Below are 23,334 nucleotides of genomic sequence, written 5' to 3'. Positions count from 1 at the left end.
TAAACAGGGAGAAATCCGGCTAGCCGGGCAGCCGACTGCGGCCGTCGGCGCTGAACAGGTGCAGCTTGTCCCGCGCTGCGGAAACCTTGATTCGCTCGCCGATGGCGGGGGCAGCTTCTCCGGGCAGCCGGACAATGATTTCCCCGGGTGGCAGCTCGCCCGGCCTGGCGCTGACGGTTGAGCCACCGTGGTCGTGGGCCCTCGTGCCGTAGACGAACGTTTCCGCACCGACCCGTTCGATGGCGTCCACCATGAGTTCAAGCGCCAGCCCTCCCTGCGCCGCGCCGGCGATGGCGAAATCTTCCGGGCGCACGCCGAGAATGGCGTCACCGGGGATCTTGATCTGCAATGCATCAAGCAGCCCGCCAAGGTTGTTTGTGTTCACGGGCAACAGGTTCATCGGCGGCGCGCCGATGAAGGAGGCGACAAAGGTGGTGGCGGGCTTGCGGTAGATGTCGAGCGGCTTGCCGATCTGTTCGACCACGCCGCCGTTCATCACCACCAGAATATCGGCGAGCGTCATCGCCTCGAGCTGATCGTGGGTGACGTAGATCGATGTGGTCTTGAGGCGGCGTTGCAGCTTGCGGATTTCGACCCGCATCGCGATACGCAGTTTGGCGTCGAGATTCGACAGCGGCTCGTCGAACAAGAATACCTTCGGCTGCCGCACGATGGCGCGGCCCATGGCGACGCGCTGGCGCTGGCCGCCCGACAACTGCCGCGGCTTACGGTCGAGCATCGGCGTGATTTCGAGAATCTGCGCAGCCTCGCGGACGCGGGTGTCGATCTCGGGTTTCGGCATGCCGCGATTACGCAGACCATAGGCCATGTTGTTGTAGACGGTCATGTGCGGATAGAGCGCGTAGTTCTGGAACACCATGGCGATGTCGCGATCGGCCGGCTCGATCTCGTTGACCACGCGGCCGCCGATGTCGATGGTGCCGCCGGTGATGGTCTCCAGTCCCGCCACCATGCGCAGCAGCGTGGACTTGCCGCATCCGCTGGGGCCGACCAGCACGCAGAACTGTCCGTCGCCGACCTCGAAGTTGATGCCCTTGATGGCGTCGACTCCGCCGGGATAGGTCTTCCGGACATCGTTCAGAACGACGTTGGCCATCTCTCGATTCCTATTTCTCGGTCTCGACCAGACCGCGCACGAACAGTCTCTGCATCAGAATCACCACAGCTACCGGCGGCAGCATTGCCAATACCGCGGTCGCCATCGCCAGTTGCCACTCGGCGAGTTCGTCGGTGGTCGTCAGCATTTTCTTGATGCCGGTAACAATGGTCTGCATCGAGTCCTGCGTGGTGATCAGCAGCGGCCACAGATATTGATTCCAGCCATAGATGAACTGGATCACGAACAGCGCGGCGATGGTGGTGATCGACAGCGGCAGCAGCGTATCCTTGAAGAAGCGGAACGGACCCGCGCCGTCGATCTTCGACGCCTCCAGAAGCTCTTCGGGAATCGTCATGAAGAATTGCCGGAACAGCAGCGTGCCGGTGGCCGACGCGATCAGCGGCAGGATCAGACCGGCATAGGTGTCGAGCATCTGCAGGTCGGCAACTACCTTGTAGGTCGGATAGATGCGGACTTCGACCGGCAGCATCAGGGTGACGAAGATGATCCAGAACGCTGTCTTGCGGAATGGAAAGCGGAAGTACACCACCGCGAAGGCGGACAGGATCGAAATGCAGATCTTGCCGATGGCGATGCCGATCGCCGAGATGAACGAATTCATCAGCATGTGGCCGACCGGCTCGCGGCTGGTGCGCGAGCCGCCGACAAAGATTGCGCGGTAGTAGTTTTCCAGCGTATGGCTGCCGGGGGACATCGGCATGTTCCCGTTGACCACCGTGGCTGCGTCGTGGGTCGAGGCGATCACCGCGAGATAGACGGGGAATACGACAATGAAGATGCCGAAGGTGAGGATGGCATAGGCGATGAAATCGCGCAGCGGACGATGCTCGACCATCAGTACTGCACCTTGCGCTCGACGTAGCGGAACTGAACGGCGGTCAGCGCGATGACGATCACCATCAGAATCACGGATTGCGCCGCCGATCCGCCAAGGTCGCCGCCCAGCCGTCCGTCCGCATAGACCTTGTAGACCATGGTTGTGGTCGCCCCTGCCGGGCCGCCGACCGTGACCGCATCAATGATGCCGAACGTGTCGAAGAAGACGTAGACGACATTCACGACCAGCAAAAAGAACATGGTCGGCGACAGCAAGGGAAACACGATGGTCCAGAACCGGCGCAGCGGGCCGGAGCCGTCGATGGCAGCGGCTTCCAGCACGCTTTTCGGAATCGCCTGAAGCCCGGCAAGGAAGAACAGGAAGTTGTAGGAAATCTGCTTCCAGACTGCGGCCATCACGACGAGTGTCATGGCGTGGTTGCCGTTCAGCAGCGGATTCCAGTCAAAGCCGAAAGCGCGCAGCGGACGCGCCAGCGTGCCGAGCGAAGGATGGAACATGAAGATCCAGAGCACGCCTGCGATCGCCGGCGCCACGGCGTAGGGCCAGATCAAAAGGGTCTTGAAAGCCGGCGCTGCTTTCAGGTTCTTGTCGGCCTGGGTTGCAAACAAGAGAGCGATGCTGAGCGACAGCAGGGTGACGAGGGTCGAGAACACCGCGGTCGTCCACATCGCCTTGTAATATTCAGGCTGTGCGAACAGCGTCTCGTAGTTCTCAAGGCCGACAAATTCCGAGGACAGGCCGAACGCGTCTTCGCGCTTGAACGACTGCAGAACGGCCTGGCTGGCGGGCCAGTAGAAGAATACGAAAGTAATGATGAGCTGCGGCGTCAGCAGCAGATATGGCAGTAGCTTGTTGTTGAAGGTGACCGATTTTTCCATTCATGAGACTCTCCCCTTCCCCCGCTTGTGCGGCGGGAAGGGGTTGGACATTGAGGCTGGGACGAGCACGGAGAGTTACTTCGCGGTTTTTTCGAACGTTCGCAGCATGGCGTTGCCGCGGCTCACGGCGGAATCGAGCGCATCCTTGGCGGTCTTCTGGCCGGCGAGCGCGGCCTCAAGTTCTTCCGCCCAGATGTCGCGCATCTGCACCATATTGCCGAAGCGGAGGCCGCGCGAATTCTCCGTCGGCTCCTTGTTGGTGAGCTCCTTCAGCGGCGTCTGCAGCGTCGGGTTCTTCTCATAGAAGCCATCCGCCTTGGTCTTTTCATAAGCAGCCTTGGTGATCGGCAGATAGCCGGACTCTTGATGCAGCTTCGCCTGACGGTTGGTGTCCGACAGGAAGGCGAAGAACTTGGCGACGCCTTTGTATTCGTCGGGCTTCTTGCCGCCCATGACCCACAGCGATGCACCGCCGATGATCGAGTTCTGCGGCGCGCCGGCGACATCCGGATAATACGGCATCGGCGCCGAGGTGAACTCGAACTTCGCAGTGCCCTTGGCGGTTGCGTAGTATCCCGACGACGTCAGGAAGAGGGGACATTCGCCGGACCCGAAGCGGCTCTCGCTCGCATTGGCGCGGCCGGAATAGTCGTAGGTCTTGTCTTTTTGGAGATCGATCAGGTTCTGCAGATGCTTGATGTGCAGGGGTGAGTTGAACTTGAGCACGGTGTCGAAACCGTCGAGGCCATTCGCCTTGGTGCCGATCGCAACATTGTGCCAGGCGGAAAACTGCTCGATATGGGCCCAGGACGCCCACGCATTGGAAAATCCGCAGGTGGTGTATCCGGCGGCTTTCAGTTTCTTTGCTGCGTCGAACACCTGAGGCCAGGTTTTCGGGATTTCGGAAATGTTGGCTTTTTTCAGCGCGTCGAGATTGACCCACATCACCATCGACGACGAGTTGAAGGGAAACGACAGCATGTCCCCCTTCGCTGTCGAGTAGTAACCGGTAATCGCCGGCAGGTAGGCTTTCGGATCGAACGGCTCGCCCGCGTCCTTCATGAGCTGGTAGACCGGCTTGATTGCGCCGGTGGCGCTCATCATGGTCGCGGTGCCGACCTCGAACACCTGAATGATATGGGGCGCGTTTCCGGCGCGGAACGCGGCAATGCCCGCATTCATGGTGTCGGGATAGCTGCCCTTGAAGGAGGGGATCACCTTGTAGTCGCTCTGCGAAGCGTTGAAATCCGCTGCGAGCTTGTTGACGATGTCGTTGTTGCCGCCGGTCATGGCGTGCCACCACTGAAGCTCGGTGACTGCCTGCGCAGGCGTTGCAAAAGCAAGAAGAGTCGAAGCAGCCAGGCCAAAGCCCATCTGGCGGATTGTCATCGATATTTTCTCCCTGAAGCCGTCATCATCGTTGCGCGGTAACAGCGCCGGATGACGTGCACGTGACGCAGAATGGTAGTCGGGGAGGGCCGCCGGAGGGAAGCCCTAAATGGCTTGAACTTTCGACACGCTATCTGGCGCGGGAGTCGTCCCTGGCGGCGGGCGATGCATCGGCAGTCGGCGGAGCCCCCACGGCGTCTCCCTTGGTGACCTTGCAGGAAACGGCCTCGGACGTCAGCGCGGAGATGTTGACCGGCTCGTTCCGGACGTTCCGTAACTCGAAATGGTCCCTCCCCGGCATCAACTCATAAGCCACGCTGGCCTGGCAGGTGCTCCCCAATGATGTGATCGATGTCATGACCCGGTGCGATCCCGCCAGAATGAGCTGCTTGAGCTGGCCTTGATTGTACGTCACCTGAATTCCGCGATTGAACTCACCGAGCGCGCCGAAAGCGAACCGAGGCTTGAACATCGGATTCTTGCGGACATAGGCGGCGCTGCTGGCGATTTCCTCGGGCGACTTCACATAGGCCACGATTTCCCGCTGAGCATGCTTGAAGCCGGGATTGGGCGAGACTTCCTGCTGGCCCTCGAGGAATTTCAGTGTGAACGAGCGGCCGGTGTAATTGTCAAAGCCCGACATCGTTGCGGTGTCGCGGGACTGTTGCGGATTGCGTGTTTCCGCCGGCCTGCTCGCGACAACCGTGCTGGCCGGAGTTGCATCGAGTTTGGCGCGCGCGGCGCGCGCGAGGTCGGCGTAGAACCCTTTCGGATAATTGCCGATGAAGGCGTCCCACGCGGGTTTGGTGTTGATCGCCGCGGCGAGCTCGTAGTCGCGCCGCAACTGCGAGTTGGGATCGAGCGCCGCGACCTGCGCCGGAACGGCGGCCTTGGTCGGCGACGGCGGCACCAGCACCACATCGTCGCCGCCCAATGAGCCATAGACGAACGGCTCCTGCTTGTTGCCGGTGGTCTTCATCACGTCGTCGCGGACGTAACCCAGCGATTTTCGTAGATCCTGCCCCGGCACGGTAAGCTGTTTAAGGAGAGCGGTGGTGAACGGACTGTTGCTCCCTGCGCCGTCCGAGGCTGTGGAGCCGGCCTTGGCCGCATAGGCAATCAGGGTGTTCGGATTGGACGGTTCGACCTTCGCGAGACCTCGCTCGACCGCGCGCGAGGAAAGGCTGCGCTTCATACTGCGATCGAAGGGATTGTCGCGGCACGCATCCAGAATCACGAGCCGCAGTTTCTTGGCGGGATCGAGAATTCGCACAATGCGATCGAGCGACACCGTCTCATCTTCCACGTCGATGTCACGTTCAAGCCGGGCATCCACGGGGATCAAGTAGTTCGTCCCGTCCACCTCGATGCCATGACCGGCATAGAAAACGACGGCGATATCGGCATCGCGAACCTTGTCGGAGAAGTCGCGGATCATGCGCTTCATGTCGGCAACCGGCAGATCTTCCCGGGCGTCGACAACCTCGAAACCTGCCTTGGTCAGCATCGCGCCGATCGCGGCGGCATCCTTGGCGGGATTGGGAAGCGGGGCGACGCTCTTGTAAGCGGAATTGCCGATCACCAGCGCCACGCGCTTGTCAGCAAGGGCCGGGTTTGCGCCGGCAAGAAGCAGCAAGGCAATCAACGCAGCTGCGACCGCCGCAGTTCTACGCAGATGAAACGAGCCGGCCATTTCCTCGGACCTGTCAACCAGGGTGGGCTGGTATCAAGGTGCCATAGTTCGAGGGCGCGCGGAAGTCCGCGCGCCCGGTCCCGGTATCAACGCTTGCGTTCGGGGCCCGCCACAACGCCCGCAGCGCGCATCTCGGCGATCTCTTTCGCCGAGTAGCCGAATTCGGCCAGCACAGTGTCGGTGTGTTCGCTGAACTTTGGCGGTACATGACGCAGCGAAGCCTTGGTGCGATCGAAGCGGATCGGCGAGGCGACGCCCTTGTACCAGTCTTTTTCGATGACATCGCCGCGATGCTTGGTGTGCTCGTTGGCCAGCGCCTTGTCGATCGATTGCACGGGACCGGCCGGAAGGCCCGCCGCGAGCAGACGGCGGCACAGCGGCTCGCTGTCCTCGTCCTTCAGGATATCGACGAGCACGGCGCGCAGCTCGTCGCGATGCGCGATGCGGTCGCGATTGCGCGCGAAGCGCGGATCGGTGCCGAGTTCGGGCTTGCCGAGCTCCTTCATCAGCTTGCGGAAAGTGCCGTCATTGCCGACCCCCATGAAGATGTCGCCGTCGCGCGCCGGAAACACCGCGTACGGAACGAGGTTCGGGTGCTCGTTGCCGGTGAGCGCCGGAGGCTTGCCATGGAGGAAATAGTTGGCGGTGTGCGGATGCATGATCGCGAGGCCGGTTTCATAAAGCGTGGTCTCGAGGAACTGACCCTTGCCGGACTTGGCGCGTTCCGCCAGCGCCATCAGAATGCCGACAGCGGCATAAAGTCCTGTCGTCATGTCGACGAGTGCGACGCCGATGCGGGTCGGACCGCTCTGCGGCGATCCGGTCGAAGCCATCAGGCCAACCATGGACTGAATGATCGCGTCGTAGCCGGGGTGTCCGCCATGCGGTCCGTCCGCGCCGAATCCGGAAATGCGGCAGTGGATCAGTCGCGGGAATTTCTCGCGCAGGAAATCATTTCCGATCCCCCATTTGTCGAGCGTTCCCGGCTTGAAATTTTCGGTGAGGACGTCGGCGGTCTCGAGCATTTTCATCAGCACCGCGCGGCCGCCTTCCGATGCGAGGTCGAGCGCGATCGAGCGCTTGTTGCGGTTGGTGCCGATGAAATAGGCCGCGTCGTCATCGTGGAACGGAGGGCCCCAGTCACGGGTCTCGTCACCGGCCGGCGGTTCGACCTTCACGACATCCGCGCCGTGGTCTGCGAGAATCTGCGTGCAGTAGGGACCGCCGAGCACGCGCGTCAGATCGACCACGCGTAGTCCGGCCATTGCCCCGGTCGCGATTTGGGATGTCATTGAATCAACCTTCGATCAGCGGAGAATAAAGATGATACCGCAGCAATGCCGCGTGCCGTCACATTGAAAGAATTCGCAACGCGTCGTCAATATCGCGACCGATTGGCATCCATGCGCGCGCGCATGCTGCGCCGCCGCTCTGTTCAGTGAGCGAACGGCACGTGCCGAGGTTCAGTTTTGCTGAGTGAAATCCGGAGAGGAGGTTGGTGGAGCCAGGCGGGATCGAACCGCCGACCTCTTGCATGCCATGCAAGCGCTCTCCCAGCTGAGCTATGGCCCCGAACACCTCACCGCACTTTGGGGAGTGCGGCGTCTTGCGTCTCAGATACGCCTATCAAACCTGTCCGGCTTGAGCGCGAAGCGGATGTCCGCTTCGCGAATATGCGCCAAAAATCACACTTGAGAACTTATCTCAAGTCTCTTCATCACCCGAGACATCGCCGATGATATCGGTGACGTCTTCGTCGTCTTCCTCGTCCTCGGCGATGAAGGTCGAATCATCATCGTCGTCGTCGGTCAGGGTTTCATCGACTTCGATATCGTCCTCGGACTCCGGCATCACGGCCTTGACCTTGCCGCTGCTCTCCTCGGCGTCGGCCTCTTCCAGCGAGACCAATTCTTCGGACTCGGCGGGCTCCGGCACAATGCTGGCCGCATTTGCGGCGGCGGCGCGTGCAGCCGCGTCGGCGCGCGTGCGTGGCGGCGGCACCGGCGCAATCGGCACGATCTCACCGGTGTACGGCGAAATCACCGGGTTCTTGTTGAGGTCATAGAACTTTTTGCCCGTGGTCGGGCAAATGCGCTTGGTTCCGAGATCGGCTTTGGCCACGGTTTATAGTCCTGAGAATGTCTTGAAAAAGCGGTGCTTCACTTGGCTAGTTGCGCCGCCGCTGTCAATAGCGCTTTGAGGGATAAATGACCGGCTCGTGACGTCCTGTAAACCCCGTGGTAGGAGCCCGCTTGTTCAAAGGAAATGCCATCTTGACCCATTCCAACCACCCGACGCCGCTCGAATCGCGGGCCGCAGGCGCTCTCAGCGGCCGTGTCCGTGTTCCGGGCGACAAATCGATCTCCCACAGGGCCCTGATTCTGGGGGCGCTGGCCGTGGGTGAAACCCGGATTTCGGGGCTTTTGGAAGGCGAGGACGTCCTCAACACCGCCAAGGCCATGGCTGCGCTGGGAGCGCGGGTGGAACGCACCGGCGAGGGGGCTTGGTCGGTCCGCGGCGTCGGGGTCGGCGGCTTCAAGGTGCCGGATGCGCCGCTCGATTTCGGCAACAGCGGAACCGGGTGCCGTCTTGCCATGGGCGCGGTGGCCGGATGTCCGGTCGCGGCGACATTCGATGGCGATGCCAGCCTGCGCAAACGGCCGATGCGCCGGATTCTCGATCCGCTGGAACTGATGGGCACACGCGTCACGTCGAGCGCGGATGGCGGGCGGCTGCCAATGACGCTGCAGGGCGCGCGCGATCCGATACCGGTGACCTACCGCACGCCGGTCGCTTCGGCGCAGATCAAGTCGGCGGTGTTGCTGGCCGGATTGTCCGCGCCCGGCATCACCACCGTGATCGAACAGGAAGCCAGCCGCGATCATACCGAACTGATGCTGACTCATTTCGGCGCGCATGTGGTGACGACGAAGGAGGGCGCGCACGGCCGCAAGATCGCACTCACGGGGCAGCCTGAATTGCGCGGCGCCGACGTGGTCGTGCCGGCCGATCCGTCATCCGCAGCGTTTCCGATTGTCGCCGCGCTGATCGTGCCGGACTCCGACGTCACGCTGACCGACATCATGACAAACCCCTTGCGGACAGGGCTTTTCACGACATTGCGTGAAATGGGCGCGTCGATCGAGGAGAGCCATCAGCGGGGCGATGCCGGCGAGCCGATGGCGCAATTCCGTGTGCGCGCGTCGCAGCTTCGCGGCGTGACCGTGCCCGCGGAACGCGCGCCATCGATGATCGACGAGTATCTCGTGCTTGCGGTTGCCGCCGCCTATGCGGAAGGCGTCACCACCATGCGCGGCTTGCAGGAGCTGCGCGTCAAGGAATCCGATCGGCTCGAAGCGACAGCGGACATGCTGCGCGTCAACGGCGTCGAGGTGGAGATTTCCGGCGACGACATGGTCGTCGTGGGCAAGGGTCACGTACCGGGCGGTGGTCTTGTCGCAACCCACATGGACCATCGTATCGCGATGTCAGCGCTGGTGATGGGCGCGGCGTCGGATGCGCCGGTGAAGATCGACGACACCGGATTCATTGCAACCAGTTTCCCTGATTTCATCCCGATGATGCGCGGCCTGGGGGCGGATTTCTCATGATCATTGCCATCGACGGTCCGGCAGCGTCCGGAAAGGGTACGCTCGGCAAGCGCCTGGCTCACCATTATGGCTACCGCCATCTCGATACCGGCGTGATTTATCGTGCCGTGGCCTACGCCCTGCTGGAGACGGGGTCCGATCTGACAAACGAGGCCCTCGCGGTTGCCGCCGCTTTGGAACTCGACCCGGAGAAGTTCGGCAATCCGGTGCTGAAAACCCAGAAAGTGGGCGATGCGGCTTCGGTGGTATCGGCAATTCCCAAGGTAAGAGAAGTACTTATCAACTTCCAGCGGCAGTTTGCAGCGGACCCGCCCGGCGCTGTGCTGGATGGCCGCGACATTGGAACCGTGATCTGCCCGGATGCCGATGTGAAAATCTTTGTCATCGCGGACCCCCATGTCCGGGCCCGCCGCCGCACTCTGGAGGCCCGCGCCCGGGGTGAGGCAGCGGACGAGGCGGCGGTGCTGGCGGATATCCTGAAGCGGGATGAGCGCGACCAGAACCGGGCCACAGCGCCTTTAAAAGCGGCTCCGGATGCATACTTGCTGGATAACTCTCAGTTGGATATAGAGAGCGGCGTCCGGGCTGCCATCGACATTGTCGAGGCCGTTCGAGCGGGCCGGCCGAGGGCTTAGTCCCTGCCGTCATTGGAGGAATGCCCGCTCCCGGTTTTCTGAGGTCGATCTTCGTCTCAGCTCCGGACAGCAGACCGCGCGCTTTCCAGGCGCGGCAATCCAATTTTGCACCGTATCGTTCGTGCAGGCACACGCCGGCCCGCTGTCGCAATTCCTCTTTGCGGAAGCGGTCGTCAAAGGTTGCGGACCTTTGGCACTGGATGCGCGATACGCCCTTAACCCCGCTGCCGGCATTCCGCATTTGGAGAACAAATGGCTTCGACTGCTACTTCATATAATCCTTCCCGCGATGATTTCGCGGCGATGCTCGACGAGTCCTTTGCAGGCGGCAACCTGCAGGAAAGCTCCGTCATCAAGGGCAAGGTTGTTGCAATTGAGAAAGACATGGCCGTCATCGACGTCGGCCTGAAGACCGAGGGCCGCGTGGCTCTCCGCGAATTCAACGGCCCCGGCCGTGAGAGCGACCTCAAGGTCGGCGACGAAGTCGAGGTGTTCCTCGACCGGATCGAAAACGCACTCGGCGAAGCCGTGCTGTCGCGCGACAAGGCGCGCCGCGAAGAAAGCTGGGGCAAGCTCGAGAAGGCCTTCAACAACAACGAGAAGGTTCACGGCGTTATCTTCAATCAGGTCAAGGGTGGCTTTACTGTCGATCTCGACGGCGCTGTCGCCTTCCTGCCGCGTTCGCAGGTGGACATTCGTCCGATCCGCGACGTCGCACCGCTGATGAACAACTCGCAGCCGTTCCAGATCCTCAAGATGGATCGCCGCCGCGGCAACATCGTGGTGTCGCGCCGCACGGTTCTCGAAGAGACCCGCGCCGAACAGCGTCAGGAACTGGTGCAGAACCTCGAAGAAGGTCAGGTCATCGACGGTGTCGTCAAGAATATCACCGACTACGGTGCGTTCGTTGATCTCGGCGGCATCGACGGTCTGCTGCATGTCACCGACATCGCATGGCGCCGCGTCAACCATCCGACCGAGGTGCTTGCCATCGGCCAGACGGTCAAGGTGAAGATCATCAAGATCAACCACGAGACCCACCGCATCTCGCTCGGCATGAAGCAGCTGCTGGACGATCCATGGCAGGGCATCGAGGCGAAGTATCCGCTGAACTCGCGCTTCACCGGACGCGTCACCAACATCACCGACTACGGCGCATTCGTCGAACTGGAGCCGGGCATCGAAGGCCTGATCCACGTTTCCGAAATGTCGTGGACCAAGAAGAACATGCACCCCGGCAAGATCGTTTCGACCTCGCAGGAAGTCGAAGTGCAGGTTCTCGAAGTGGATTCGGCCAAGCGCCGCATCTCGCTCGGTCTCAAGCAGACCATGCGCAATCCGTGGGAAGTGTTCGTCGAGAAGTTCCCGGTCGGCTCGACCGTGGAAGGCGAAGTCAAGAACAAGACCGAGTTCGGTCTGTTCCTCGGCCTCGACGGCGAAGTGGACGGCATGGTCCATCTGTCCGACCTCGACTGGAAACAGCCGGGCGAGCAGGTCATCGACAACTTCAAGAAGGGCGACATGGTCAAGGCCGTGGTGCTCGACGTGGATGTCGAGAAGGAGCGCATTTCTCTCGGCGTGAAGCAGCTTGAGGGCGACCCGTTCGCAGAACCAGGCGACGTCAAGAAGGGCGCCGTCGTGACCTGCGAGATCATCGAGGTGAAGGAAGCCGGTATCGAAGTTCAGATCACCGGCACCGACTTCACCACCTTCATCAAGCGTTCTGAACTCGCCCGCGATCGCGGCGACCAGCGCGCCGAGCGCTTCGCAGTTGGCGAAAAGGTTGACGCCCGCGTCATCCAGTTCGACAAGAAGGCGCGCAAGGTGCAGGTCTCGATCAAGGCGCTTGAAGTCGCTGAAGAGAAGGAAGCCATCGCGCAGTACGGATCTTCGGATTCGGGTGCGACGCTGGGCGACATTCTCGGCAACGCGCTCAAGAAGCGCGAGAAGTAAGCGCCTCGCCGCTTAAATCACTAGGGCTCCGGATTTTCCGGGGCCCTTTTTGTTTGGCGTGGTTGCCGGAATACGGTCCGTCATTGCGAGGAGCGTCATCTCTCTCTCCACGTCGTCCCCGCGAAAGCGGGGACCCATACTCCCTGAGTTGTGGAATGGAGAGTGGAGCGATCGTCTCTGCTTCGTTACAGCGTGCGATGGTTATGGGTCCCCGCCTTCGCGGGGACGACACCGCTGTTGTACTTCAGACCGCGGCTGTTGCGATCTCGGGAACAGCCGCTTCCTCGCCGTTCCATCCGCACGCTTTCAATCGCTCATGCAGGTGCGCAGGCGCAGGCGCGATCACGCGCACCGGCGGCTTGTTCTTCGACAGCGGAATTACGATCTCGCGCGCGTGCAGATGCAGTGACGGTTCGCCGAAGCGCGGGCCGTTGCCATAGATGTTGTCGCCGACGATGGGCCAGCCGCTTGCCGAACAATGCACACGAAGCTGATGTGTGCGGCCGGTGATCGGTTCCATGGCAAGCCAAGTCAGCTTGGCTCCATTTTGATCGGTGCCGCGACCCATGACCTTCCATGTTGTTTTCGACGGCAAACCATTCGGATCAGGCTTCTGCCACCAGCCGCGTTCTGCGTCCAAACGCCCCAGCGGAATATCGATCTCGCCTTCACTCGTCTCGGGACCGCCTTCGACCACGGCCCAGTAGGTCTTGTCGATCTTGCCGTGCTTGAACAGCAGGCCGAGCGAGGCGGTGGCCTTGCGGTGGCGTCCCAGCACGAGACAGCCGGAAGTGTCGCGGTCGAGCCGGTGGGCCAGCACCGGAGGCCGCGGCAGGCCGTAACGCAGCGCGTCGAAAGAGGCTTCGAGATTGGGGCCGCCTTTCGGGCCCTTGTGCACGGCGATCCCGGCCGGCTTGTCGATCACCAGCATCAAACCGTCGCGGTGAAGCACGCGGGCCTGCATTTCTTCCGGTGTCGGTTGCGGCGTATCCATTGGTATCGAGCGACTTTCGTTTGTAGCCTGAACCGGGTAACACGTCTCCCCAATGAGTGACAGTACACAAGACCAACCCAAACAAAGCTGGTGGAAGCGACTTTCCGCCGGTCTGAAGCGCACGTCGAGTTCGCTCGGGACGGCGGTGGCCGATCTCGTCACCAAGCGCAAGCTCGACCGCGCCATGCTCGATGACATCGAGGATGTGCTGCTGCGCGCCGATCTTGGAACCGAGGTTGCCGCGCGTATAGCGGAGGCGGTCGGAAAAGGCCGTTACGACAAGTCGGTGTCGGCGGAGGATGTGACCACGATTGTCGCGACCGAAGTCGAGAAGGTGCTGTCGCCGGTGGCGAAGCCGCTGGAGATCGATTCATCACATAAGCCGTTCGTCATTCTGGTGGTCGGCGTCAACGGTTCGGGCAAGACGACAACCATCGGAAAGCTGGCCTCCAAGCTCTCTGCCGAAGGCCGCAAGGTGATGCTGGCCGCGGGCGATACCTTCCGTGCCGCCGCCATCGAGCAGTTGAAGGTATGGGGCGAGCGCAACAAGGTTCCGGTCGTCGCGAAGACGCAGGGCTCGGATTCGGCGAGCCTCGCGTTCGAAGCGGTCGAGGCCGCGAAGGCGCAGAATATCGATGTGCTGCTGATCGATACCGCGGGGCGTTTGCAGAACAAGACCGAACTGATGGTCGAGCTTGAAAAAGTGCGGCGCGTGATCGGCAAGGTCGATGCCTCTGCGCCGCATGCGGTGCTGCTGGTGCTTGATGCAACGGTCGGGCAGAACGCGCTGTCGCAGGTCGATGCGTTTCACAAGACGGCGGGCGTCACCGGTCTGGTGATGACCAAGCTGGATGGCACCGCGCGCGGCGGCATCCTCGTGGCGCTGTCGGAGAAGTACAAGCTGCCGGTGCATTTCATCGGCGTCGGCGAAGGCATCGACGATCTTGCGCCGTTTACTGCGCGTGACTTCGCCCGCGCGATTGCAGGACAGGATAACTGACCATGGCCGCTTCGGAAAAGCCCGCGCCGCATCCGCTGTTCAAGCTCGCGACCGAACTCGGGCCGCTGGTGATCTTCTTCGGCGCCAATGCGAAGTTCGGGCTGTTCGTCGCCACCGGCGCATTCATGGTCGCGATCGTGGCCGCGATCGCTGCATCCTATATCGTGACGCGCCACGTGCCGCTGATGGCGATCGTCACCGCGGTGATCGTCCTGGTGTTCGGCGGGCTGACGCTGTTCTTTCACGACGAGCTTTTCATCAAGATCAAGCCGACCATCATCTATGCGTTGTTCGCCGTCACGCTCGGGATCGGACTGCTGCTCGGGCGCTCGTTCATCGCCATCATGTTTGACCAGATGTTCAATCTGACGCCCGCCGGCTGGCGGCTTCTCACCGTCCGCTGGATGTTTTTCTTCGCAGGCATGGCGGTGCTGAACGAAATCATCTGGCGCACCCAGAGCACGGATTTCTGGGTGTCGTTCAAGGCGTTCGGCGTGATCCCGATCACCGCGATCTTCGCCATGGCGCAGACCCCGCTGATCAAGCGCTACAGCATCGCGCCTGCGACCGATGAGGCAAGCGACATCGAACGCGGCGATATCACGAAGGGTTAGTGTAATCCGTCATTGCGAGGAGCGTCAGCGACGAAGCAATCCAGCTTTGTTTCCAAGAGTGGATTGCTTCGCTTCGCTCGCAATGACGAAAAAGAAAACGCACCGGCATTGCCGCCGGTGCGTCTCGCTGGATCATGTCACGAAAAGCAGGATTACTTCTGCTTCGCGATGATCTTGTCCTTGATCTCGGCGTAGGTCTTCTCCGGGATGATCTTCTTCTGCACCAGCTCATCCTTGCCCTTGTAGGGGCGGCCCTTGATGATCGCGGCGGAGTAGGCGTCGCCGATTCCTTTCAGCGCTTTCAGTTCGTCCGCGCTGGCCGAGTTGATGTCGAGCAGATCGGCCTTCGGAGCAGCCTTGGTTTCGGCCTTCGGCGCGGGGGCCATCTTCGAATCGGCCTTTGGCGCGGCGGCCGGCGGTGGCGCCATCTTGCCGCCGGTGGCCGGCTGGGTCGCCTGCGCGAACGAGGGCGACGACGCGAGCAGGCCCAGAGAAAGCGTGGCGGCGAGGGTCGCGGCAGTCAACGAAGCAAGTTTCACATAACGCATGGGTGTCCCTCCAGGACAGTGATTGCAACACGCATAGCGTATGTTCGAATTCGTGGCTGCGCCATGGCTCCAAAATGAACGGCAGATAAAAGCGCGAAATTATTTTTGGTTAAGGTCAGCCCGCCCCGGCAGGAGACAATGCGGATTAGTTCCTGGCCGCTGGCAGCTTTTCAAACGGGTCGAAGGCGACAAAGACCTCCGGTAGTTTGATGTCGACGCCGGACGACTTGCCGCGTTCGGTGAGGAATTTCATCGAGGCCGCGAAATCATCGAGCAGGCTGGGCAGCGGGACAAGGGGCTGATCCAGCGGACGGGTGAAGTCGTCCCAGTGAATGGGGATGACGCGCCGCGCTCCCGGCCTTTCCACGGTCTCCCGCCAATAGTCTTCCATATAGCTAGCGGGCCGCTTGCCGAGTTGTCCGGTGCCCAGGAAAACCACGTCCGCCTTGCGGCCCTGCATGGCATCGGGAACGAAGCTGGCGCTGGCGTTGATCAGGATGCGCTTGTCGCCATGCTCGGCGAGAACCATGAAGCTGCCACCCTCGAGGTAGGCATTGGCGCGCACCGGCGGCTTGAGCGGTCCGGCGATCTCGCCCCCGGTAAAGGGCGACGGCACGTGGCGGCCCTGAAGCAACGTGATCCGGAAGCGCCCGAACGTCACGACGTCGCCGGCGCGGTGAACCGCGATCTGCCTTTCCGGCAGGCCCCATCCGCGCCCGACATTCGCGGTCGATTCCGATCCGATCAGCATGGCGCCGGTTCGCGCCGCGACTTCCGGCGCATCCATCGCGTGATCGTAATGGGAGTGATTGACGATGACGGCGGCCAGCCGGGTAATTCCGGCGCGCTGCAGGGTCTTCTCGATCAGGGCGGTGTCCGGCGCGATTTTCTCGAGCAGCAACTGGCGTGAGTTGGGCCGCGTGAAAAATCCGTCCGTCAGGATCGCGGTCGTGCCGTCGTCGAGCAGCAAGGTGGAGACGCCGAGAAAGGTCGCGCGCAGTTCCGGACCGTTGCTCGCCTTGGTGAGTGTCTTGAGTGAGTTGAAAGCGCTGATGTCCGGGCGGTTGCTCAGGCTGTAAAAGACATAGACCGCGGCGCCGACGACGAGCAGCAGCAGCAGGACGGCGACGATTCGGATGACGTATTTCATGAAGTCTCCGTCCTGCTGGTGTCTCAGGGTTTCGCGCGCAGTGCTTTCTCGATCTCGGTCTTCAGCACCCGGTCGAAATTTTCCGGCGTCACCGGTCCGATCAGCTTGTAGGAAATGGTCCCGTCGCGGCCGATCACGAACGTCTCCGGCACGCCATAGACACCCCATTCGATCGAGGCCCGGCCGGTGGCATCGACGCCGACGGCATTGAACGGATTGCCGTAGCGCCCGAGGAAGCGCCGGGCGTTGTCCGAGGCATCCTTGTAGTTGATGCCGATCATGCGGATACGCTTGTCCTGCGCGAGCTGTAGCAGCAGCGGCGCTTCATCGTGGCATGGCACGCACCACGACGCCCAGACATTGACGACGCTGACCTGTCCCTTGAACGCCGCGGGGTCGAGGCCCGGCACCTGTGCGCCGCCGGCGATCAGCCCTTCGAGCGGAGGGAGACTTGTCTGCGGCGCGGGACGGCCGATCAGGGCCGACGGGATGCGCGCAGGATCGCCCGCGCCGAGCCTGAACCAGAACAGCCCGGCCATTACGGCGAATGCGACGAGCGGGAGCGCCACCAGCCATGAGCGGGATTGCCGCCGTCTTGCGCCCTCATTGCTCACGATGGTTTGCCGGGCGGTTGCGCCGAGCGGCGGGTGATGCCGCTGGCTTCGAGTTTACGCAACGTCTGCGTCTGGCGCCGGAAGTCGAGCGCAATCCAGACGATCAGGGCCAGGACGACGAACGCGACCAGTGCGTAGGACGTCACGATGAAGGAGGCGTATGGACCGAGCGACATGTGATTACGCGGCCTGCCGGCTGGCTTGCATCATCTGCAGGGTGCGCACCCGCCGCCGCAGCACCTCGTTGCGCATCGCGGCCAGATGCAGTGTCAGGAACAGCAATGAGAAAGCGACAGCCATGATGAGCAGTGGAACGAGGAATGCGCGGTCCATGCTCGGGCCGCCGGCGCGGATCACCGACGCGCCCTGATGCAGGGTGTTCCACCAGTCGACCGAAAACTTGATGATGGGAATGTTGATGGCGCCGACCAGCGTCAGGATCGCAGCCGCGCGCGCTGCGCGCGAGGGATCTTCCACCGCGCGCCACAGCGCCATGATTCCGAGATACATCAGGAACAGGATCAGCACCGAGGTGAGACGCGCATCCCACTCCCAGTAGGTGCCCCACATCGGGCGGCCCCACAGCGAGCCGGTGACAAGCGCGAGGAATGTGAATGCCGCGCCGATGGGGGCGGCGGCCTTGGCGGCGACATCCGCCAGCGGATGCCGCCAGACGAGTGTGCCGAGCGCGGCCACACTCATGACGCCCCAGACGAACATTGACAGCCACGCGTTCGGCACGTGGATGAACATGATCTTCACCGTCGCGCCCTGCTGGTAATCGTCAGGCGCCATGGCTGATTGATAAAGTCCTATTGCGAGCAGGATCGCGGTCGCTGTGGCCAGCCAGGGCAGCACGCGCTCGGTCAATGCGAGGAACCGTGTGGGATTGGCGAGGTCGATGAGGCTCATGGCGTTCCTGATAGTCGTGACAGGCGCGGCAGGCAATGCGCGCGAGTGGCACCGCAGCGCAGTTCCGCGAGAGTTGATCGGGCGCAATATCGCATCAGTCGAGCCCCTGCCGCAGGCTGGCCGCGGCGGCGAATGGTCCAACCACAAGGCTGACCAGCGACAGTGCGCACAGGATTGAGAACGGTGTGCCGAATGCGCCGGGTTTGGCGATGGCCGCATTCGAGGCAGCGACGCCGAAAATCAGCACCGGTATCGACAGCGGCAATACCACCACCGCCAGCAGCAGGCCGCCGCGCCGCAGGGTCACCGCCAGAGCGGCCCCGATCATGCCGGTGAGGGTCAGCGCCGGCGTTCCCGCCAAGAGCGTCAGCGCGACCGCGAATGTGGCATCGGCATCGAGATTGAGCAGGATGCCGACAATGGGTGTCGCCACGATCAATGGCACACCGGCGGCGAGCCAGTGCGCCAGCGCTTTCGCCGCGCAGCTCAGTTCAAGCGGTGTGCGGCCCATCACGATCAGGTCGAGCGAACCGTCGTCCAGATCGGCGGTGAACAGGCGATCCAGCGTCAGCAGGCTCGCCAGCATGGCGCCGAGCCAGAGAATGGCGGGGCCGATGCGCTTGAGCAAAGCCAGATCGGGGCCGAGAGCGAACGGCATCACGACCACGACCGAGACGAAAAACAGCACGCCGATCAGCGCGCCGCCGCCCGCGCGCAGCGCGACGGCGATGTCACGGCGGACAAGCGCGGCAAGAGCGGTCATGCGTCACCGCCGATCCGCAATTGCTGCGTCATGGCGCTAAGCGGAACATGCGTGGCCGCCAGGATGATTCCGCCGCCGCGCAGATGATCGGCCATCACTCCGGCGATCATCGTTTGACCGCTGACGTCCAGCGCCGAGGTCGGCTCGTCGAGCAGCCAGACAGGACGCTTCACGGCCAGCAGCCGTGCGATCGACAACCGGCGGCGCTGGCCTGCCGAGAGAAATGCCGCCGGCAGGTGGGCGGTATGACCCAGTCCCACCTTTTCGAGGCTGGTGGCTGCATCAAAGACTTCGCCGCCAAGGAAGCCTCGCCAGAAATCGAGATTTTCCAGCACCGTGAGCGACGGCTTCAGCGCGTCGCGGTGGCCGAGATAGTGCGCCTGTTCGGAGAGTGTCAGATCCGCTTCGCCGCCATCGAGTGTGATCGCGCCACCAGCGGCCGGAAGCAGCCCCGCAAGAATCCGCAGCAGCGACGACTTGCCCGCTCCGTTGATGCCGGTCACAGCCAGCGCATGTCCGGCGGGGACTTCAAAATCGAGACCGGAAAAAATGCTTCGTCCGCCCCTGACGCATCCCAGACCCTGACCCGTAAGCCTCATGATGGCCTTACCAGCGGCGTGTTGCGGGGTGTTCCGGTTCCAGTCTTGGCAGGCATGAGAAGGCGACAATCCATAGTGGGTGTGGTGGACAGACTGGAAAGATTCTATAAAACCGGAACTTGGTGCAGCACACAATCAGCCGCCGGAAACAGCACGGTTCAGCCCTGATTCCTTCGCTCTTGACGGTGTTCCGATACCTTTTGCCGGGTATCTCCAACTTCTGAACTGGGAACGTTCACATGCCCTCGCTCGACAGCTTCAAATGCCAGAAAACCCTCAAGGTCGGCGCCAAGACATACGTGTATTACAGCCTGCCTACCGCTGAAAAGAACGGCCTCAAGGGCATTTCGAAGCTGCCTTACTCGATGAAGGTGCTGCTCGAAAATCTGTTGCGCAACGAGGATGGCCGCAGCGTCAAGAAGGAAGACATCGTCGCCTTCTCGAAGTGGGCGAAGACCCGCAAGCTCGAACACGAAATCTCGTTTCGCCCTGCGCGCGTGCTGATGCAGGACTTCACCGGCGTGCCTGCGGTGGTCGATCTCGCCGCCATGCGCAACGCGATGAAATCGCTCGGCGGCGATGCCGAAAAAATCAACCCGCTGGTGCCTGTCGATCTCGTGATCGATCACTCGGTGATCGTGAACTTCTTCGGCGACAACAAGGCTTTCGGCAAGAACGTCGCGGAAGAGTACAAGCAGAACCAGGAGCGCTACGAATTCCTGAAGTGGGGCCAGAAGGCGTTTACGAACTTCTCGGTGGTGCCGCCCGGCACCGGCATCTGCCATCAGGTCAATCTCGAATATCTAGCCCAGACCGTCTGGACCAAGAAGGAGAAGATGACCGTCGGCAAAAAGACGGCGATGTATGAAGTCGCCTATCCGGATACGCTGGTCGGCACCGACTCGCACACCACGATGGTCAACGGCCTCGCTGTGCTCGGATGGGGTGTCGGCGGCATCGAAGCGGAAGCTGCGATGCTCGGCCAGCCGCAATCGATGCTGTTGCCCGACGTGGTCGGCTTCAAGCTCAAGGGTAAGATGCGCGAAGGCGTGACCGCGACCGATCTCGTGCTCACCGTCACGCAGATGCTGCGCAAGCTCGGCGTTGTCGGCAAATTCGTGGAATTCTATGGTCCCGGCCTCGACCATCTGTCGGTCGCCGACAAGGCCACCATCGCCAATATGGCGCCGGAATACGGCGCGACCTGCGGCTTCTTCCCGGTCGACAAGTCCGCGCTCGACTACCTCAAGACCTCCGGCCGCGCTGCACCGCGCGTCGCGCTGGTTGAAAAATACGCCAAGGCACAGGGCCTGTTCCGCACCGCGCTCAGCAAGGATCCGGTTTTCACCGAGACGCTGTTGCTCGATCTGAAGGACGTCGTGCCTTCGCTCGCAGGTCCGAAGCGTCCTGAAGGCCGCGTAGCGCTGCCGACGGTTGCCAGCCTGTTCGACGATGCGCTGACCACCGAATACAAGAAACCGACCGATCACAATGCGCGTTTCCCGGTCGAGGGGCGCTCTGACGATCTCGGTCATGGCGATGTGGTCATCGCTGCCATCACCTCCTGCACCAATACGTCGAATCCAAGCGTGCTGATCGCTGCGGGCCTGCTTGCGCGCAAGGCTGCCGCGAAGGGTTTGAAGGCGAAACCGTGGGTGAAGACGTCGCTCGCGCCGGGTAGCCAGGTGGTTGCCGGGTATCTCGCGGATTCCGGCCTGCAGAAGGATCTCGACAAGGTTGGTTTTAACCTCGTCGGCTTCGGCTGCACGACCTGCATCGGCAATTCCGGTCCGCTGCCGGAGGAGATTTCCAAGTCGATCAACGATAACGGCATCGTCGCCGCGGCGGTGCTGTCGGGCAACCGCAACTTCGAGGGCCGCGTTTCGCCGGACGTGCAGGCGAATTATCTCGCCTCGCCGCCGCTGGTCGTCGCGCATGCGCTCGCCGGCACCGTAACGAAGAATCTTGACGTCGAGCCGATTGGCACGGGCAAGGACGGCAAGCCGGTCTATCTGAAGGACATCTGGCCGACGTCCACTGAGATCAATGCCTTTATCAAAAAGTACGTCACTTCGACGATTTTCAAGAAAAAGTACGCCGACGTGTTCAAGGGCGACACCAACTGGCGCAAGATCAAGACGGTGGCGAGCGACACCTACAAGTGGAACATGAGCTCGACCTACGTGCAGAATCCGCCGTACTTCGAAGGCATGAAGATGGAGCCGGAGCCCACGACCGATATCGTGGATGCACGCATCCTGGCGCTGTTTGGCGACAAGATCACCACCGACCACATCTCGCCGGCCGGCTCGATCAAGCTAACCTCGCCTGCGGGCAAGTATCTGTCCGAGCATCAGGTGCGGCCCGCCGACTTCAACCAGTACGGCACGCGCCGCGGCAACCACGAAGTCATGATGCGCGGCACCTTCGCCAACATCCGCATCAAGAACTTCATGCTCAAGGGCGCCGACGGCAACATTCCGGAAGGCGGCAACACCAAGCACTGGCCCGACGGCGAACAGATGTCGATCTACGACGCTGCGATGAAGTATCAGCAGGAGCAGGTCCCGCTCGTGGTGTTTGCGGGCGCTGAATACGGCAACGGCTCGTCGCGCGACTGGGCCGCGAAGGGCACGCGCTTGCTCGGCGTGCGTGCAGTGGTCACGCAGAGCTTCGAGCGCATTCATCGCTCGAACCTCGTCGGCATGGGCGTGCTGCCGTTGACCTTCGAGGACGGTGCATCGTGGCAGTCGCTCGGCCTCAAGGGCGACGAGAAGGTCACGATTCGCGGGCTGCAGGGCGACCTGAAGCCGCGCCAGAAGCTGACGGCGGAAATCGTTTCGAGCGACGGTTCGAAGCGGGACGTCTCGTTGCTGTGCCGCATCGATACCCTCGACGAACTCGAGTACTACCGCAATGGCGGTATTCTCCAGTACGTGCTGCGCAACCTGGCCGCTTAACGCGTGCCAGTCACGAAAACGCATCCGTGAACAGGCTCACCGCGACGTGACTAGCGACCATCCAGGGGGCGGCCTATCAATAGGCCGCCCTTCCGGCTGATGGGGCATCATGCATTCGAGGGATTGACGGCATGTCTGATTTGCCAGAACCGAAAACGGCGGCAGCCGGCGCGATGGTGTCGCGCCTGTCGCGGACGCTTGGTGTCTGTGCAATCTTCACCGTGGTGACGCCGGTTTGCGCCGATCCGCGCGCCGTGGTCGAACTGTTCACATCGCAAGGCTGCTCGTCGTGTCCGCCCGCGGACAAGGTTCTCGGCGAACTGGCGCAGGACCCTACCGTGATCGCGCTGAGTCTGCCGATCGACTATTGGGATTATCTCGGCTGGAAGGACACGCTGGCGGATTCGCGTTTCAGCGCGCGTCAGAAGGCGTACTCGCATGCGCGAGGCGACCGCGGCGTCTACACACCGCAGGCCGTCGTCAACGGCACGACGAACGTTCTTGGCAGTGATCGCGCGGGAATCGAGAACGCGGCGAAGCGGACGCAGAACAACGACGGCGTGATGTCGGTGCCGGTCACGATGACGCAGTCCGGCGGCCAGATCAAGGTATCGGTGGCGGAAGGTAACGGCAGGAGCGGCGAGATCTGGATTTGCGCCGTGTCGAAAGCGGTTCCGATCACCATCTCACGCGGCGAGAATCGCGGTCAGCAGATTACGTATCACAACGTGGTGCGTAACGTGCTGAAGGTCGGTGACTGGAACGGCAAGGCGGGCAGTTGGTCCGTGCCGCTCGAAAACATCACGCGCGATGGCGTCGATGCCGCAGCGGTCTACATTCAGGACGGCAATCGCGACAAGCCCGGCCCGATGCTCGGTGCGGCCTTTACGTCGCTGAACTGATTCAAAAAATTTTGGATGATGCGCTGTCGGCAGCGATTGCTCGCGGCTGCACGGTCGTCTCTCAATGAGATTGCCAAAACAAAAACGGCCAGCTCGCGCCGGCCGAAGGATTGGGGATCCAGTTTACTGCGAAGAGTTAG

At 62.0% G+C, this 23,334-nt stretch carries 22 protein-coding genes and 1 tRNA gene; 7 read left to right on the top strand and 16 right to left on the bottom strand.

Translation table 11 applies throughout. From position 1 onward, the window contains the following. Positions 1–19 precede the first annotated feature (19 nt). From I554_RS0109925 to I554_RS0109890, 8 genes are all read right to left on the bottom strand, one after another. Entirely contained in the window at positions 20–1,117 is a 1,098-nt protein-coding gene (locus tag I554_RS0109925) for a sn-glycerol-3-phosphate import ATP-binding protein UgpC (protein WP_024576716.1), read from the bottom strand. Between the two features lie 10 nt (positions 1,118–1,127). Then, entirely contained in the window at positions 1,128–1,976 is an 849-nt protein-coding gene (ugpE, locus tag I554_RS0109920; protein WP_024576715.1) for a sn-glycerol-3-phosphate ABC transporter permease UgpE, read from the bottom strand. Further along, the gene (gene ugpA / locus I554_RS0109915) at positions 1,976–2,857 is read right to left on the bottom strand and encodes a sn-glycerol-3-phosphate ABC transporter permease UgpA (protein ID WP_024576714.1); all 882 of its coding nucleotides are present in this window, start codon (positions 2,855–2,857) and stop codon (positions 1,976–1,978) included. Before ugpA ends, ugpE begins: the two co-directional genes overlap by 1 nt. 75 nt (positions 2,858–2,932) lie before the next feature. Next, entirely contained in the window at positions 2,933–4,246 is a 1,314-nt protein-coding gene (ugpB, locus tag I554_RS0109910) for a sn-glycerol-3-phosphate ABC transporter substrate-binding protein UgpB (protein ID WP_024576713.1), read from the bottom strand. A 130-nt stretch (positions 4,247–4,376) separates the two neighbouring features. After that, positions 4,377–5,939, bottom strand: coding sequence for a caspase family protein (locus I554_RS25975; protein WP_051358589.1), 1,563 nt, complete (start codon positions 5,937–5,939; stop codon positions 4,377–4,379). An 86-nt stretch (positions 5,940–6,025) separates the two neighbouring features. Continuing rightward, a complete protein-coding gene (locus I554_RS0109900) occupies positions 6,026–7,231 on the bottom strand; it encodes a CaiB/BaiF CoA-transferase family protein (protein ID WP_024576711.1) in 1,206 nt (401 codons plus the stop codon). Positions 7,232–7,435: 204 nt separating this feature from the next. Then, positions 7,436–7,511 (bottom strand) — tRNA-Ala (locus I554_RS0109895). A 132-nt stretch (positions 7,512–7,643) separates the two neighbouring features. Further along, complete coding sequence (locus I554_RS0109890; RefSeq protein WP_024576710.1) at positions 7,644–8,060, bottom strand: TIGR02300 family protein; 417 nt, start codon at positions 8,058–8,060, stop codon at positions 7,644–7,646. A 152-nt stretch (positions 8,061–8,212) separates the two neighbouring features. On the opposite strand from I554_RS0109890, the gene aroA reads away from it, so the two are divergent. The 3 genes from aroA to rpsA all read left to right on the top strand — a co-directional run bounded on the left by aroA (position 8,213) and on the right by rpsA (position 12,138). Continuing rightward, positions 8,213–9,550 carry a 3-phosphoshikimate 1-carboxyvinyltransferase gene (gene aroA / locus I554_RS0109885; protein WP_024576709.1) on the top strand — a complete coding sequence of 446 codons (1,338 nt, stop codon included), beginning with the start codon at positions 8,213–8,215 and terminating at the stop codon, positions 9,548–9,550. Continuing rightward, entirely contained in the window at positions 9,547–10,185 is a 639-nt protein-coding gene (gene cmk / locus I554_RS0109880; protein ID WP_024576708.1) for a (d)CMP kinase, read from the top strand. The genes aroA and cmk overlap by 4 nt, the downstream gene beginning before the upstream one ends. 252 nt (positions 10,186–10,437) lie before the next feature. Further along, positions 10,438–12,138 carry a 30S ribosomal protein S1 gene (gene rpsA, locus I554_RS0109875; protein ID WP_024576707.1) on the top strand — a complete coding sequence of 567 codons (1,701 nt, stop codon included), beginning with the start codon at positions 10,438–10,440 and terminating at the stop codon, positions 12,136–12,138. 244 nt (positions 12,139–12,382) lie between these two features. On the opposite strand, the gene I554_RS0109870 is transcribed toward rpsA, so the two are convergent. Then, entirely contained in the window at positions 12,383–13,132 is a 750-nt protein-coding gene (locus I554_RS0109870; RefSeq protein ID WP_024576706.1) for an RNA pseudouridine synthase, read from the bottom strand. A gap of 52 nt (positions 13,133–13,184) precedes the next feature. On the opposite strand from I554_RS0109870, the gene ftsY reads away from it, so the two are divergent. Beyond that, positions 13,185–14,132 (top strand): signal recognition particle-docking protein FtsY, encoded by a 948-nt coding sequence (ftsY, locus tag I554_RS0109865; protein ID WP_024576705.1) that lies wholly within the window; start codon positions 13,185–13,187, stop codon positions 14,130–14,132. A gap of 2 nt (positions 14,133–14,134) precedes the next feature. Beyond that, positions 14,135–14,746 (top strand): septation protein A, encoded by a 612-nt coding sequence (locus I554_RS0109860; protein WP_024576704.1) that lies wholly within the window; start codon positions 14,135–14,137, stop codon positions 14,744–14,746. Between the two features lie 152 nt (positions 14,747–14,898). Here I554_RS0109860 and I554_RS0109855 read toward each other — a convergent pair whose 3' ends face one another. The 7 genes from I554_RS0109855 to ccmA all read right to left on the bottom strand — a co-directional run bounded on the left by I554_RS0109855 (position 14,899) and on the right by ccmA (position 19,332). After that, positions 14,899–15,294 (bottom strand): helix-hairpin-helix domain-containing protein, encoded by a 396-nt coding sequence (locus I554_RS0109855; RefSeq protein ID WP_024576703.1) that lies wholly within the window; start codon positions 15,292–15,294, stop codon positions 14,899–14,901. A 145-nt stretch (positions 15,295–15,439) separates the two neighbouring features. Next, on the bottom strand, positions 15,440–16,444 hold the full coding sequence (locus tag I554_RS0109850) for an MBL fold metallo-hydrolase (protein WP_024576702.1): 1,005 nt from the start codon (positions 16,442–16,444) through the stop codon (positions 15,440–15,442). A 23-nt stretch (positions 16,445–16,467) separates the two neighbouring features. After that, positions 16,468–17,058 carry a DsbE family thiol:disulfide interchange protein gene (locus tag I554_RS0109845; RefSeq protein WP_024576701.1) on the bottom strand — a complete coding sequence of 197 codons (591 nt, stop codon included), beginning with the start codon at positions 17,056–17,058 and terminating at the stop codon, positions 16,468–16,470. Beyond that, positions 17,055–17,234 (bottom strand): heme exporter protein CcmD, encoded by a 180-nt coding sequence (gene ccmD, locus I554_RS0109840; protein ID WP_024576700.1) that lies wholly within the window; start codon positions 17,232–17,234, stop codon positions 17,055–17,057. The genes I554_RS0109845 and ccmD overlap by 4 nt, the downstream gene beginning before the upstream one ends. A 4-nt stretch (positions 17,235–17,238) precedes the next feature. Beyond that, the gene (locus I554_RS0109835) at positions 17,239–17,970 is read right to left on the bottom strand and encodes a heme ABC transporter permease (RefSeq protein WP_024576699.1); all 732 of its coding nucleotides are present in this window, start codon (positions 17,968–17,970) and stop codon (positions 17,239–17,241) included. A 94-nt stretch (positions 17,971–18,064) separates the two neighbouring features. Next, the gene (gene ccmB / locus I554_RS0109830) at positions 18,065–18,733 is read right to left on the bottom strand and encodes a heme exporter protein CcmB (RefSeq protein ID WP_024576698.1); all 669 of its coding nucleotides are present in this window, start codon (positions 18,731–18,733) and stop codon (positions 18,065–18,067) included. Beyond that, positions 18,730–19,332 (bottom strand): heme ABC exporter ATP-binding protein CcmA, encoded by a 603-nt coding sequence (gene ccmA / locus I554_RS0109825; protein ID WP_024576697.1) that lies wholly within the window; start codon positions 19,330–19,332, stop codon positions 18,730–18,732. The genes ccmB and ccmA overlap by 4 nt, the downstream gene beginning before the upstream one ends. Before the next feature lie 239 nt (positions 19,333–19,571). On the opposite strand from ccmA, the gene acnA reads away from it, so the two are divergent. After that, complete coding sequence (gene acnA / locus I554_RS0109820) at positions 19,572–22,292, top strand: aconitate hydratase AcnA (protein ID WP_024576696.1); 2,721 nt, start codon at positions 19,572–19,574, stop codon at positions 22,290–22,292. 131 nt (positions 22,293–22,423) lie between these two features. After that, a complete protein-coding gene (locus I554_RS0109815; protein ID WP_024576695.1) occupies positions 22,424–23,194 on the top strand; it encodes a DUF1223 domain-containing protein in 771 nt (256 codons plus the stop codon). Positions 23,195–23,334: the final 140 nt, after the last annotated feature.

This window comes from Afipia sp. OHSU_II-C1 (genome assembly GCF_000497575.1).
Lineage (GTDB): Bacteria > Pseudomonadota > Alphaproteobacteria > Rhizobiales > Xanthobacteraceae > Afipia.
This window is presented reverse-complemented; position numbering and strand designations above follow the sequence as displayed.